The sequence below is a fragment of the Dactylosporangium maewongense genome, from assembly GCF_039531485.1.
GTDB lineage: Bacteria > Actinomycetota > Actinomycetes > Mycobacteriales > Micromonosporaceae > Dactylosporangium > Dactylosporangium maewongense.
This window is the reverse complement of the sequence record NZ_BAAAQD010000018.1, coordinates 1-13,742: the sequence shown is the minus strand read 5'-3', so window position 1 is coordinate 13,742 and position 13,742 is coordinate 1. Positions and strand designations below refer to the sequence as shown.

Annotated in this window: 11 protein-coding genes; 4 read left to right on the top strand and 7 right to left on the bottom strand. The window is 70.9% G+C overall.

The window, feature by feature from the left end; all coding sequences use genetic code 11:
* Positions 1–13 precede the first annotated feature (13 nt).
* Both ABD332_RS37395 and ABD332_RS37390 read right to left on the bottom strand, forming a co-directional pair.
* The gene (locus tag ABD332_RS37395) at positions 14–973 is read right to left on the bottom strand and encodes a glutamate ABC transporter substrate-binding protein (protein ID WP_344507744.1); all 960 of its coding nucleotides are present in this window, start codon (positions 971–973) and stop codon (positions 14–16) included.
* A 28-nt stretch (positions 974–1,001) separates the two neighbouring features.
* Complete coding sequence (locus ABD332_RS37390) at positions 1,002–1,748, bottom strand: amino acid ABC transporter ATP-binding protein (protein WP_425552348.1); 747 nt, start codon at positions 1,746–1,748, stop codon at positions 1,002–1,004.
* 119 nt (positions 1,749–1,867) lie between these two features.
* Here ABD332_RS37390 and surE point away from each other — a divergent pair, with 119 nt between their 5' ends.
* Both surE and miaB read left to right on the top strand, forming a co-directional pair.
* Positions 1,868–2,650 carry a 5'/3'-nucleotidase SurE gene (gene surE / locus ABD332_RS37385; protein WP_344507741.1) on the top strand — a complete coding sequence of 261 codons (783 nt, stop codon included), beginning with the start codon at positions 1,868–1,870 and terminating at the stop codon, positions 2,648–2,650.
* A 13-nt stretch (positions 2,651–2,663) separates the two neighbouring features.
* A complete protein-coding gene (gene miaB / locus ABD332_RS37380) occupies positions 2,664–4,136 on the top strand; it encodes a tRNA (N6-isopentenyl adenosine(37)-C2)-methylthiotransferase MiaB (RefSeq protein WP_344507740.1) in 1,473 nt (490 codons plus the stop codon).
* A gap of 500 nt (positions 4,137–4,636) precedes the next feature.
* On the opposite strand, the gene ABD332_RS37375 is transcribed toward miaB, so the two are convergent.
* Together ABD332_RS37375 and hflX are read right to left on the bottom strand one after the other, a co-directional pair.
* Positions 4,637–6,196, bottom strand: a complete 1,560-nt coding sequence (locus ABD332_RS37375; RefSeq protein ID WP_344507738.1) for an SdiA-regulated/phytase-like domain-containing protein — start codon at positions 6,194–6,196, stop codon at positions 4,637–4,639.
* A gap of 122 nt (positions 6,197–6,318) precedes the next feature.
* A complete protein-coding gene (gene hflX / locus ABD332_RS37370; RefSeq protein ID WP_344507736.1) occupies positions 6,319–7,716 on the bottom strand; it encodes a GTPase HflX in 1,398 nt (465 codons plus the stop codon).
* Between the two features lie 122 nt (positions 7,717–7,838).
* Between hflX and ABD332_RS37365 the strand changes: the two genes are divergently transcribed.
* On the top strand, positions 7,839–9,299 hold the full coding sequence (locus tag ABD332_RS37365) for an NAD-dependent malic enzyme (RefSeq protein ID WP_425552347.1): 1,461 nt from the start codon (positions 7,839–7,841) through the stop codon (positions 9,297–9,299).
* Between the two features lie 62 nt (positions 9,300–9,361).
* Here ABD332_RS37365 and dapF read toward each other — a convergent pair whose 3' ends face one another.
* Genes dapF through ABD332_RS37350 form a run of 3 tightly spaced genes read right to left on the bottom strand, consistent with a single transcriptional unit; the run spans position 9,362 to position 11,752 of the window.
* On the bottom strand, positions 9,362–10,213 hold the full coding sequence (gene dapF, locus ABD332_RS37360; RefSeq protein WP_344507735.1) for a diaminopimelate epimerase: 852 nt from the start codon (positions 10,211–10,213) through the stop codon (positions 9,362–9,364).
* Positions 10,214–10,217: 4 nt separating this feature from the next.
* Positions 10,218–11,129 (bottom strand): tRNA (adenosine(37)-N6)-dimethylallyltransferase MiaA, encoded by a 912-nt coding sequence (gene miaA, locus ABD332_RS37355; RefSeq protein WP_425552356.1) that lies wholly within the window; start codon positions 11,127–11,129, stop codon positions 10,218–10,220.
* Complete coding sequence (locus ABD332_RS37350; protein WP_344508163.1) at positions 11,120–11,752, bottom strand: class III extradiol dioxygenase subunit B-like domain-containing protein; 633 nt, start codon at positions 11,750–11,752, stop codon at positions 11,120–11,122. Before ABD332_RS37350 ends, miaA begins: the two co-directional genes overlap by 10 nt.
* A gap of 233 nt (positions 11,753–11,985) precedes the next feature.
* Between ABD332_RS37350 and ABD332_RS37345 the strand changes: the two genes are divergently transcribed.
* Positions 11,986–13,194, top strand: a complete 1,209-nt coding sequence (locus ABD332_RS37345) for a DUF349 domain-containing protein (protein ID WP_344507731.1) — start codon at positions 11,986–11,988, stop codon at positions 13,192–13,194.
* The last annotated feature ends 548 nt before the right edge of the window (positions 13,195–13,742 follow it).

The window sequence follows — 13,742 nt, the reverse complement described above, 5'->3', positions numbered from 1 at the left end:
GTCTGTGGCTGGATCAGTACTTCTCGAGGGTGGGCGGGCTGCCCGCCGAGCCCGACTTGCCGAGCGTGCCGTCGTAGATCTTCTGCCAGGTGCCGTCGCCGAACGCGGCCTCCAGCGAGGCGTTCACGAAGTCGCGCAGGGCCTTGTCGTCGTGCCCGAGGCCGATGCCGTACTTCTCCGGGTAGGCCTTGCCGGTGGCCGGGTCGAGGAACGGCTTGCCGACGACCTTCAGCTGCGACGGCGCCTGCGCCGCGAAGCCCTTCAGGATCGCGTCGTCGGTGGTGACCGCGTCGACCTTCTTGTCCAGCAGCTGCGACACGCACTCGGAGTAGGTCTTGAACTCCACGATCTTGTCGGTCAGCTTCTGGTCACGGACCCGCTGGATCGGCGTGGAGCCGGTCGCGGAGCAGACCGTCTTGCCCTTGATGCTGTCGGAGCCCGTGATCGACGAGTCGTCCTTGCGGACCAGCAGGTCCTGCGCGGCGACGAAGTACGGGCCGGCGAACGACACGTCCGCCTTGCGCTTGTCGGTGATCGAGTAGGTGCCGACGTAGTAGTCGACCTCGCCGCCCTTGATCGCCGTCTCGCGGTTGGCGGAGGCGATCTCCTTGTACTCGATCTTCGCCGGGTCGATGCCGAGCTTCGACGCGATCAGCTGGGCGATCTCGATGTCGAAGCCGCAGCGCTTGCCGGCGGCGTCCTTGTAGCCCAGGTTGGGCTGGTCGAACTTGACACCGATGACGACCTTGCCGGCCGCCTTGATGCGGTCGAACGTCGGGCTGCCCGTGATCGCCACGCCGGTGGCGGGCGTGAACGTGGTGCCGGACGAGGTGCAGGTGTCGCTGGCCGGTGCCGCCGCGCCGGAGCTACCGCCCTCGGCCGACGGCGTGGGCGTGCCGTCCTTGCCGCAGGCGGCCAGGCCGAGCGCGAGCGTGACGGCGGCGGCTGCCGCTGCGATCCGCGTGATGCGCATGATGGTCGCTATCCCCTTTCGTGGGTTTCTAGTGCGTCAGGATCTTTGACAGGAAGTCTTTGGCGCGGTCGGTGCGCGGGCTGGCGAAGAACGTCTTCGGGTCCGCCTCCTCGACCAGCTGGCCGTCGGCCATGAACACGACCCGGTTGGCGGCGTGCCGCGCGAAGCCCATCTCGTGCGTGACGACGACCATCGTCATGCCCTCGCTCGCGAGGCCCGTCATGACCTCGAGCACCTCGCCGACCATCTCCGGGTCCAGCGCGCTCGTCGGCTCGTCGAAGAGCATCGCCTTGGGCTGCATGGCGAGGGCCCGGGCGATCGCGGCGCGCTGCTGCTGACCGCCGGACAGCTGCGCCGGGTACTTCTCCGCCTGCGCGGCGATCCCCACCCGGTCGAGCAGCCCGAGCGCGCGCTCCCGCACGACCGCCGGCTTCTCCTTGCGGACCTTCACCGGGCCGAGCATCACGTTCTCGAGAATGGTCTTGTGTGCGAACAGGTTGAACGACTGGAACACCATGCCGACCTCGCTGCGCAGCCGCGCCAGCGGCCGGCCCTCCTGCGGCAGGCGGGTGCCGTCGAAGACGATGTCGCCGTTGTTGATCGGCTCCAGGCGGTTGATCGCCCGGCACAGCGTCGACTTGCCGGAGCCGGACGGGCCGATCACGACCACGACCTCGCCCCGGGCGATCGACAGGTTGACGTCCTTGAGGACGTGCAGCTCGCCGAACCATTTGTTGACGCCGCTGAGCACGATCAAAGGCTCGTTCGTCATCATCCGCCCCATCGCAGTGCTTGGCTCCGTCGGTGCGCTCGACGTTAGCGGTGCTCATACCCACGAACAGCCGCATAGCGGTCACGGACGGATAACGGCCGGTGGTTGTCACAATGATGACCATGCGTATCCTGGTGACCAACGACGACGGCATCGACAGCCCTGGCCTGCACGCGCTCGCCGCGATGGCCGTCCGCCAAGGCCACGACGTGGTGATCGCGGCGCCGGCCCGTGAGGCCAGCGGCGCGGGCAGCTCGCTCACCGGTGTGGAGGCCGACGGCCGCATCGCCACCGAGACACGTGCCGCGTTGTTCGCCGATGTACCGACGTACGCCGTCTCCGCGTCGCCCGCGTTCATCGCGCTGATGGCGACGCGCGGCGCGTACGGGCCGGAGCCGGACGTCGTGCTCTCCGGGATCAACCGCGGCCCCAACACCGGCGCCGCGGTCCTGCACTCCGGCACGGTCGGCGCCGCGTTCACCGCCGTCGCGAACGGCTGCCGCGCCATGGCGGTCTCCCTGGACGTGCCGTTCCGCGCGACCTCCGGCGAGCTCGAGGAACGCTGGGACACCGCCGCCGAGGTCGCCGGCGACCTGCTGCCGCTGCTGGCGCCGGGGTTCGTGCTCAACGTCAACGTGCCCAACCTGGACGCCGGCGACCTGCGCGGCATCCGCCGGGCGACCCTGGCCCAGTTCGGCACGGTGCAGATGGTCCTGATGGAGCAGGGCCACGGGTACGTGCGGATGTCCCTCGAACAGAGCGACCACGGCGCGGAGCCCGGCAGCGACGACGCGTGGCTGCTGGACGGCTATGTCGCGGTCACGCCGATCCGCCCGCCGCACGAGGCCCGCGACGTGCTCCTGCCGGGGCTGGTGGATACCGCCGGAGAGCACGTCGGCGGCTAGACTTCTCGCTGCTATGACTGAGACCCCTCGCAGCTTCAAGGTCATCACCTACGGCTGCCAGATGAACGCGCACGACTCCGAGCGCATCTCCGGCCTTCTCGAGGACGCCGGCTACGTCCCGGTGCCCGCCGACGCAGAACCCGACGTCGTCGTGTTCAACACGTGCGCCGTGCGCGAGAACGCCGACAATCGCCTCTACGGCAACCTCGGCCACCTGCGCCCGACGAAGCTCGCCCAGCCCGGCATGCAGATCGCCGTCGGCGGCTGCCTGGCGCAGAAGGACCGCGGCGACATCGTCAAGAAGGCCCCCTGGGTCGACGTCGTCTTCGGCACCCACAACATCGGCTCGCTGCCGGTGCTGCTGGAGCGCGCCCGCCACAACGCCGCCGCCGAGGTGGAGATCCTCGAGTCACTGGAGGTCTTCCCCTCCACGCTGCCGACCCGGCGGGAGTCCACCTACGCCGGCTGGGTCTCCATCTCCGTCGGCTGCAACAACACCTGCACCTTCTGCATCGTCCCGGCCCTGCGCGGCAAGGAGAAGGACCGCCGCCCCGGCGACATCCTCGCCGAGGTCCGGGCCCTGGCTCTTGAAGGGGTCCTGGAGGTCACCCTCCTCGGGCAGAACGTGAACTCCTACGGCGTCGAGTTCGGCGACCGGCTCGCCTTCGGCAAGCTGCTGCGGGCCTGCGGCGACGTCGAGGGCCTGGAGCGGGTCCGCTTCACCAGCCCGCACCCGAAGGACTTCACCGACGACGTCATCGCCGCGATGGCCGAGACGCCCAACGTCTGCCACTCGCTGCACATGCCCCTGCAGTCCGGCTCCGACGCTGTTTTGAAGGCGATGCGCCGCTCGTACCGCGCGGACCGCTACCTGGGCATCATCTCCAAGGTGCGCGACGCCATGCCCGACGCCGCCATCACCACCGACATCATCGTCGGCTTCCCCGGCGAGACCGATGCCGACTTCGAGCGCACCCTCGACGTGGTCCGCGCCGCCCGCTACTCCAGCGCCTTCACCTTCCAGTACTCCAAGCGCCCCGGCACCCCCGCCGCCACCATGGACGAGCAGGTCCCGAAGGCGGTCGTGCAGGAGCGGTACGACCGGCTGATCGCCACCCTGGAAGAGATCAGCTGGGACGAGAACAAGAAGCTCGTCGGCACCCCGGTCGAGGTCCTGGTCGCCGTCGGCGAGGGCCGCAAGGACGGCGCCACCGGCCGCATGTCGGGCCGCGCGCGCGACGGGCGCCTCGTGCACTTCGCCACCGACCCGTCGGTGACGCTGCGCCCCGGCGACATCGTGCACACCACCGTCACGTATGCCGCCCCGCACCACCTCAACGCCGACGGCCCCCTGCTGTCCCACCGCCGCACCCGCGCCGGCGACGCCTGGGAGGCCGGCCGCGTCACCCGCACCCCCGGCGTCTCCCTCGGCATGCCCACCATCGGCACCCCACCCCCGTCCCCCTCCCCGGCCAGCTCCTGCTGACCCCGACGCCGCTCGCTCATGATCCGGAAGACTTCTTGTCGCCATAGCCACAACAACTCTTCCGGATCACGAGAGCCCGCCCACCCCCCGCACTCGGCAAGTTGGCTCTCCCATGATCCCGTGCGGTTCTGGTAGCCAGGACCACCGAAACCATTCGGGATCATGAGAGACGGCCCAGTTCCGCACGGATGAGCGGTTGATGGCTGTGGCACGGGCCAGTGGCGGGGTTGGAACACCGGATGGCGCTCTCAGCGGTGCCGGATCGTGAGGGCGGAGCCGCGACCGACAACCACGGAAGTGCCCGCCGGAGCGCAGGCGCCCGTTCGTCGATCTCATGATCCCGTGCGGTTCTGGTAGTCAGAGCTACCGAAAACATTCGGATCATGGGAGATGGGCCTGGTGGCAGCCGGTTGAGCGGTCGACGGGTTGTGTTCTGTGATCCCGTGCGGGTTACCGGAACCGTTCGGGATCAGGGGAGCGAGAAGGGCAGGGGCGCGGGGTCAGCGGTGGGGGGCGTAGCCGCGCTCGTAGCCGTCGTGGTCGCCTGGGTGGCCGGAGCCGTAGGCGCCGCGCTGGTCGTAGCCGGGCTGGGGGGCGCCGTACATGCCGCCGCCCTGCGGGGCCGGAGGCGGGAAGCCGCGGGGCTGGTCGTAGGACGGCGGGGCGAAGCCGGGCTGGTGGTTGAAGTCGCGCGGGTCGGACGGGTGCGAGCCGCCACCGAAGCCGCCGTTGCCCGCGTTGCCGCCGCCACCGAAGCCGCCGTCGTTGCCGCCGAAGGGGCCGGGGTCGTTGGAGAAGGCGCCGGCGGGGCCGGACGCGCCGTAGACCGTGCCGCCGGGGGCGGAGGCGCCGCGGGCGGCGGAGGCGCCGGGGCGGGCGCCGTAGACGGTGCCGGTGGTGTTGTCGTCGGACGGCGGGGCGTCGTCGTCGCCGGGGCGGGGAGCGGAGCCGCGGATCGGGCCGGAGGTCGCGGCCGTGAGGCGGCGGGCGGCGCGGGAGCGGCGGATGCCGATGATGCCGGCGACCACGAGGATCAGGCCGAGGATGCCGATCGCGGCCACCATGTACGTGATGTCCTGCAGCGTCAGGTCTTCCAGGAACGACCGGTCGTCGGGCTTCGGGGTCGGCAGGACCGCGCCGCCGGCCTTGCCGGGCGTGACGTTCTGCGGGGTGTACCGGAGGATCGGCGCCCTGACGTCGGCGGGGACGTCGGAGGCGGTGATGTACTGCTTGCCGTCGGTCGAGTAGGTGATCGCCTCACCGCGGGCCTCGTTGGGCAGCGGGGTGATGCGGGGCTTGCCGCTGGTGATCGCCTTGACGACGTCGCCGTCCTTGACGTCGAACTCGTAGGCGTCGGAGTAGGTGCGGATGACGACGCGGGTGCCGTCGGGGGAGGAGGCGGCGCCGGTGATCGCCTTATAGCCGAGGAAGGAGAGCGGGTTGGGCGTCTTCGTCTCCTGGGGCGTGAACGTGCCCACCTGCTTGAGCTTGACGCCCTTGGTGGTGTTGGGCTGCAGGGGGCCCTCGGGCACCCAGACCTCGCCGACGGGCTCCTTGGTGATGATGATCGGCGTGCCGTCGCCGTTGAGCAGCAGGGCTTCGGCGTCGCGCTTCTTGCCGTCGGGGTACGCGAGGCGGTTGATGACCGGGGCCTTCGCGCCCTTCGCCAGGGTCCAGACCGCGACCGTGGGGCGCGGCGCGGCGCTGCCGCCGGACGCTTCCGTGTTGTCGCCGATGTCGGCGATCCACAGCGTCTCGTTCTTGTCGATCGCGAGGTCCTCGGGGTCGCGGGCGACCGGGTCGTAGTTGATCGGGGTGCCGACGACCTTGCAGCTCGCGTCGAGGGTGAAGATCCTGGCCTTGCCGCCGGCGGGGGCGCTGTCGTTGATCGCGTAGTAGCCGGTGGCGGTCGCGACGAGACCGGAGATCTCGTTGATCTTCGAGGAGTCTGGGGTGCAGATGGGCTGGCCCGCGCCCGCGGCCGCGGACTGGCCGGTGGTGGCGGACGGGCTCGGAGCGGCCGCGGCGGGGGCTCCGAGCCCCAGGAGCTGACTCGTCACCACGCCACAAGCCGCACTCAAAGCCAGGCCCACCCGCTGTCGCATCGCACAAGTTTGGCAGAGCCGGACCAGATGTGGGTGCGCCCGGTCCGGCTCTCACTCGCAGTGATCGGATAAACCTATTACTTCACGGCAAATGGGGCCAACTCCGCTGCAAGGGCGTCATTGATCCGCGCCCGGATCCGCGTGCCCTCCGCCAGGTGGGCGGTCTCCAGCACCTCACCGATGGTGTGGACCCTGGCGACCAGGTCGCCCCGCTCGTACGGCACGACGGCCGTCAGCTCGATCGCCGGCCACGGCAGCCGCTGCTCCAGCGCGGCCTTGACCGCGTCGATGCCCGAGCCGGTGCGCGCGGAGGCGAACACGGCGTCCGGCCAGAGTGACTTCAGCCGCAGCTGGGTCTCCTCGTCGGCGGCGTCGATCTTGTTGACGACGAGCAGCTCCGGCACGGCGTCGGCGCCCACCTCGGCGAGCACCTCGCGGACCGCGCGGACCTGCTCCTCGGGGTCGGCGTGCGAGCCGTCCACGACGTGCAGGACCAGGTCGGCCTCGGCGACCTCCTCGAGCGTGGAGCGGAACGCCTCGATCAGCTGGTGCGGCAGGTGCCGGACGAACCCGACCGTGTCCGACAGGGTGTAGAGCCTGCCGTCGTCGGTGCGGGACCGCCTGGTCGTCGTGTCCAGGGTGGCGAACAGCGCGTCCTCCACCAGCACGCCGGCGCCGGTGAGCCGGTTGAGCAGGCTCGACTTTCCGGCGTTGGTGTACCCGGCGATCGCGACGCTGGGCACCCGGTTGCGGCGCCGGGTGGCGCGCTTGGTGTCGCGGATCGTCGCCATCGCGGCGATCTCGCGCTTGAGCCGGCTGATCTTCGTGCGGATCCGGCGCCGGTCGGTCTCGATCTTGGTCTCACCGGGGCCGCGGAGGCCCACGCCGCCGTTGCCGCTGGCGGAGCCACCGGCCTGCCGGCTCAGCGCCTCACCCCAGCCTCGCAGCCGCGGCAGGAAGTACTGCAGCTGCGCGAGCTCGACCTGGGCCTTGCCCTCCTTGCTCTTCGCGTGCTGGGCGAAGATGTCCAGGATCAGCGCGGTCCGGTCGATGACCTTGACGTTGACCTTCGCCTCCAGGGTCCGCAGCTGCGAGGGGGAGAGCTCCCCGTCGCAGATGACGGTGTCGGCGCCGCTGCTCTGCACCACGGCCCGCAGCTCGTCGACCTTGCCGGAGCCGATGTAGGTGCTGGAGTCGGGCCGGCTGCGGCGCTGGATCAGCCCGTCGAGGACCTCCGAGCCGGCGGTCTCGGCGAGCGCGGCGAGCTCCGCGAGGGAGTTCTCCGCGTCGGTGGCGGTGCCTTCGGTCCACACCCCGACGAGCACGACCCGCTCGAGGCGCAGCTGGCGGTATTCGACCTCGGTGACGTCGGCGAGCTCGGTCGACAGACCTGCGACACGGCGAAGCGCATGCCGCTCCTCGAGCTCCAGGCCGTCGCCGTCCTCGGCGAGATCCCAGGATTCTGCGGCAGTCACTCGCAACATGTTCTCCTAAAGTCGATCAGTACAACCCTCCAATCGTGACACTTCATCGGCCATACGGCACTTGATATGTCCCGGTGCGCCGCCGGGTGAACGTGCGAGTGAGAATGGGGTACGTGACGACTGCCACGCACCGATTGCCCAGCGCCGGGTTCTCAATCACGATCCGTGTCTCCGTCCGTGCCGACGCCTCGGCGATCGGGCGCCTCACCACCGCGGTCGGCGAGGCAGGGGGTGTCGTCACCGCGGTCGACGTAGTCGACTCCGACAGCACCGCCGTCGTGGTCGACCTGACCTGCGACACCGCCGACTCCGCGCACGCCGAGCAGGTCGTCTCCTGCCTCGAGAAGCTCGACGGCGTCGACGTGCGGAAGGTGTCCGACCGCACGTTCCTGCTGCACCTCGGCGGTAAGATCGAGGTCACCCCGAAGGTCGCCCTGCGCAACCGTGACGAGCTGTCACGGGCGTACACACCCGGGGTGGCCAGGGTCTGCCTCGCGATCGCGGAGAACCCGGACGACGCCCGCCGCCTCACCATCAAGCGCAACACGGTGGCGGTCGTCACCGACGGCTCCGCCGTGCTCGGCCTCGGCAACATCGGCCCGGCCGCCGCGATGCCCGTCATGGAGGGCAAGGCGGCGCTGTTCAAGCGGTTCGGCGGCGTCGACGCGTGGCCGGTGGCCCTCGACACCCAGGACACCGACGAGATCATCGCGATCGTGCGGGCGATCGCCCCCGCGTACGGCGGCATCAACCTCGAGGACATCGCCGCGCCCCGCTGCTTCGAGATCGAGGAGCGGCTGCGGGCGATGCTGGACATCCCCGTGTTCCACGACGACCAGCACGGCACCGCGATCTGCGTCCTCGCCGCGCTCACCAACGCGCTGCGGGTGGTCGGCAAGTCCATCGGTGACATCAGGGTCGTCGTGAGCGGTGCCGGCGCGGCCGGCACGGCCATCATCAAGCTGCTCCTGCACCAGGGCGTCGGCGACGTGATCGCCACCGACCGGCCGGGCGCCCTGCACCGCGGCATGTCCGGCCTGTCGGGCGCGTGGCAGTGGCTCGTCGACAACACCAACAAGTCCGGCTACTCGGGCGACCTCAAGGGCGCGCTCCGGGGCGCCGACGTGTTCATCGGGGTCAGCGCCCCGAACCTGCTCACCGGCGACGACATCGCGACCATGGCGCCAGGCTCGATCGTGTTCGCCCTGGCCAACCCCGACCCGGAGGTCGACCCGCGGGAGGCCCGCGAGCACGCGGCGATCGTCGCGACCGGCCGCTCCGACCAGCCGAACCAGATCAACAACGTGCTCGCCTTTCCGGGCGTGTTCCGCGGGATGCTCGACGCGCAGGCGCGCGAGTTCACCGAGGCGATGGCGATCGCGGCGGCGCAGGCGATCGCGGACACCGTCGGCGAGGACAAGCTCAACCCGAGCGTCATCGTGCCCAGCGTCTTCGACGCGAGGGTCGCCCCGGCCGTCGCCGCCGCCGTCAGGGCCGCCGCCAAGGGCGTCCACCTGGACAGCACCGTCGACGGCGCTGCGGAGGCGGAGCCGGCGCCCGTCGAGCAGCCGTAAGGCCACCAGGGCCGGCCCGGGGCGAACAACCCCTGGGCCGGCTCAAAGGCTGCGGAGCCGGGTCAGAAGGTCGGGGCCAGCTGCCGGATCGCCTGGGCGTCGACGTCACCGTGCGCGACGATCACGGCCGGCCCGGCGAGCAGGAACTCCGAGCCGGTCTGCGTGATCGTCAGCCGGCCGCCCGCCACGTCCACGACGACCACGCCGGTCTCCAGGCCGGCGTGCTCGAGGGCGACCGCCGCCACCGCGCACGCGCCGGAGCCGCACGACTGGGTCTCGCCGGAGCCGCGCTCGTAGACGCGCATCCGCCGGTACAGGTCGGCGCCGGCCGGAGGCGACCCCGCCGCGGCGAACTCGACGTTGACGCCGGCGGGGAAGATCAGCGGATCGACCCCGGGGGCGTGGCTCAGGTCGAGCCGCTCCAGGGTCGGCTCGTCGACCGGGCACACCAGATGCGGGTTGCCGACGTCCACGGCCGTGCCCTCGAACACGCGTCCCTCGCTGGTGGCCTCGCTCTGCACGTACACCCGCGGCATCGGCATCCCGGCGGCGATCTCCTCACCGATGGTGACCGGCACCACTCCCGCGCGGGTGACCAGGTTGAACGACCCCTCCGGCGCGACCAGGCCGGCCTCGGCGAGGTAGCGGGCGTAGACGCGCACACCGTTGCCGCACATCTCGGACTGGGAGCCGTCCGCGTTCCAGTAGTCCATGAACCACTCGGCCGTCCCCGCGGACGCCTCGGCGTCGGGGTGGGCGGCGCTGCGGACCACGCGCAGGACGCCGTCGGCGCCGATGCCCCGCCGGCGGTCGCAGAGCGCGGCGACGAACGTGGGCGTCAACGGCAGCACGCCGTCGGGGTCGGGCAGGATGACGAAGTCGTTGCCCGTTCCATGTCCCTTGGCGAAGCGCATGGCGTCAATCTTGCCGCACGAGCTCCAGCGCCGTCGCAGTGATGTCACCAGCACCACCATCGAGCCACACGATCCGGTCATCCCGGCGGAACCATGACCGCTGCCGCCGGACGAACCGCCTGGTGGCCCGGACCGTCTCGGCCTTGGCCTCCGGCTCATCCGACAAACCGGAAAAGTGGTCCAATACCTGTTTGTAGCCCAGCGCGGCGCCGGCGGTCCGGCCGTCGCGCAGGCCGACCTTCTCCAGGGCGCGCACCTCGTCGACCAGCCCCGCCGCCCACATCGTGTCCACCCGCGCCTCGATGCGCTCGTCGAGCACCGCCGTGTCGACGTCCACGCCGAGCTGCAGCGACTCGTACACGGGACGCGGTTGTGACGGCAGGCGTGCGGTGAACGTGGTGCCGGTCAGCGCGTTGACCTCCAGCGCGCGGACGATCCGGCGGCCGTTGCCGGGCAGGATGCGCTCCGCGGCCTCCGGGTCGGTGCTCCTGAGCCGGGCGTGCAGCGCCTCCGGGCCCACCTCGGCGAGCTCCTGCTCGAGCGCCGCCCGCAGCGCCGCGTCCGTGCCCGGGAAGTCGAAGTCCTCCAGCACGGCCCGCACGTAGAGGCCCGAGCCGCCGACCAGCAGCGGAACCCGTCCGCGGGCGGCGATGTCGTCGATCGCGGCGCGGGCGAGCCGCTGGTACACCGCGACACTCGCCGGCTCCGTCACGTCCCAGATGTCCAGGACGTGGTGCGGCACCCCGTCACGCTCGGTGACGGAAAGTTTCGCGGTGCCGATGTCCATGCCGCGGTACAGCTGCATCGAGTCCGCGTTGACCACCTCGCCGCCGAGCTCGTGGGCGAGCCGGAGGCTGAGCGCCGACTTGCCGGCGGCGGTCGGGCCGACGACCGCGACGACCCGGGTCACCGCCAGCTCGCGACGAGGTAGCCGACGCCGTACGGGGCGGAGCGGTGCAGCAGCTCGGTCGTCTCAGGCCTGCCGGCCGCGCCCGCGAGGACCTGCCACGGCGCCCGGCCGACCGCGAGCAGCTCGGTGGCGAGGGCGGGGTCCAGGTCGAGCAGGGCCGCGGTGTCACCCTTGGCGAGGGCGTCGGCGACGGCCGCGTCGAAGCCCTCGGCCCGCGGGTCGTCGTAGCCCGGCGACTTCTCGCCGTGGCACGCGGATCCGTCTCCGAGGATCAAGAGCGCGGCGTCGGTACTGGTCAGCTGCTGCCCCAGTGCTGCGCACTCGCCGGGGGTCGCGTCGGCGGCGACGCTGTAGAACTGGATATTTCCGAAATGTACGTCCTGGAGCAGCCAGGCGCCGATGAGCAGGCTGAGCGGCAGGGGGCTACTGGTCTCCTCGCCGACCCGTTTGTCGATGCCCCACGGGGCCAGGGTCCCCCCGAACGGTGGCTCACGGCGTACCGTCGACGTGTCGGCACCGACCACGACCAGGGACTCGGCGCCGGACAGGTGCGCCACCGCCACGCGGCAGGCGGCCCGCAGCTCGTCGAGCTCCCCGGCGGCCCCCGCGGCCACCTCCGGCACGAGCATCGGCGGATGTGGGCAGACGGCGGCGGCGACGAGTGGCACGGTCTTAACGTTATCGGGGACGGTCTTTGTGGCATCCTGCGGCCCGTTCGGCACCGGAATGGTCACGGTTCGGCCGCAGGCCCTCGACCGCCCCCGGGGCGCACCTGTGAGAATGCCCTGGGGAACTTTGCTGTGCGATGGCGGCGTGACAGTGGGATACCCGATCCCACGGACGCCGGGAGCGAGGATGGCAGATGAGCGAGCCTACGACGTTTGGACGGATCGACGCTGACGGCAACGTCTTCGTGAAGACGGCAGCCGGAGAGCGGGCCATCGGATCGTGGCAGGCCGGCACACCGGAGGAGGGCCTTGCCCACTTCGCCCGCCGGTTCGCCGACCTGATGACCGAGGTCGACCTGATCGAGGCCCGCCTCGGCAGCGGCGCCGCCGACGCCGGCCAGTCGCTGTCCACCATCAAGCGGCTGCGCAGCGGCCTCGACGAGGCCCACGTGGTCGGCGACATCGACGGGCTCGCCGCCCGCCTCGACAAGCTGACCTCGATCGCCGAGGAGAAGGCAGGCGCTGCCCGCGCGGCCCGCGACGCCGCCCGCGCCGAGGCGCTCACCCGCAAGACCACCCTGGTCGAGGAGGCCGAGCAGATCGCGGCCGACGCGACCGGCTGGAAGACCGCGGGCGACCGCCTCAAGGAGATCCTCGACGAGTGGAAGTCCATCCACGGCGTCGAGAAGAAGGCCGAGAGCGAGCTGTGGAAGCGGTACGCGGCAGCCCGCGACGCCTTCACCCGCCGCCGCGGCGCCCACTTCGCGACCCTCGACGCCAGCCGCAAGCAGGCCCAGGGTCGCAAGGAGGAGCTCGTCGTCGAGGCCGAGCAGATCGCCGAGTCCACCGAGTGGAACGCGACGGCCGCCCGCCTCAAGGAGCTCATGACCGAGTGGAAGACCGCGCCCCGCGCCGCGAAGGAGACCGAGCAGAAGCTCTGGGAGCGGTTCCGCGCCGCCCAGGACTCGTTCTTCAAGCGCCGCAGCGAGGTCTTCAGCGCCCGCGACGCCGAGTTCAAGGGCAACCTGGACGCCAAGCAGGCCCTCCTGGTCCAGGCGGAGGCGCTCGACGTCGACGCCGACCCGAAGGGCGCCCAGGCGAAGCTCCGCGACATCCAGGCGGCCTGGCACGAGGTCGGCCGCGTGCCCCGCGAGGCGCAGACCGGTCTGGACCGGCGCCTCCGGGTGGTCGAGGACAAGGTGAAGACCGCGATGGACGCCGCCTGGCGCCGCACCCCGCCGGAGGCGAGCCCCCTGCTCGCCCAGATGCGGGAGCAGGTGGCCCGCGCCGAGCAGCAGCTGGCCTCGGCCCAGGCCGCCGGCGACCAGCGCCGCATCAAGGAGGCCGAGAAGGCTCTGGAGAGCAAGCGCAAGTTCCTGGCGATGGCCGAGCACACCGGCTGACCCTCGAGACTTCTCCAGTGACGGGCCCCCGAGCCCGTCCGACATAGAAAGTTGACCACTACACGCCGCGGCGTGTAGTGGTCAACGTCGTTTATGCCCCCGCGATGATCCGGAAAACTTCTGGTCGCCCGAGCAGCAATAAGTCTTCCGGATCACGAGAAATGGCTCCGCGGGCCGCTTGCCTGCCGAGGTGCCGCTGGCGGCGGGGTGTCGGTGAATGCTGACCGGCAGGCGCTCTTTCCGTGATCCGGAAGAGTTGTGCTCGCTCGGGCAACAACAAGTCTTCGGGATCATGAGGGTGGGCTGCTCGCGTGTGGGGGTGGTGATGTCCCGCGGTGGTCGGCGGGGTGTGGTGGGTGCTGGCCGGCCCGGACGGGGTTTTCCGTGATCCGGAAGGGTTTTGGTTGCTTGGGCGGCAATAAGAGCGACCGGCAATAGGGCGTAAGTCGGTCAGAAGATCAGAGCGGGGCAGCAAGCGGGCACAGGCATCAACGATCATGTGAGTTCTCTACGCTCCGTGATCGACAAGGATGCCCGTGCCCGCGATC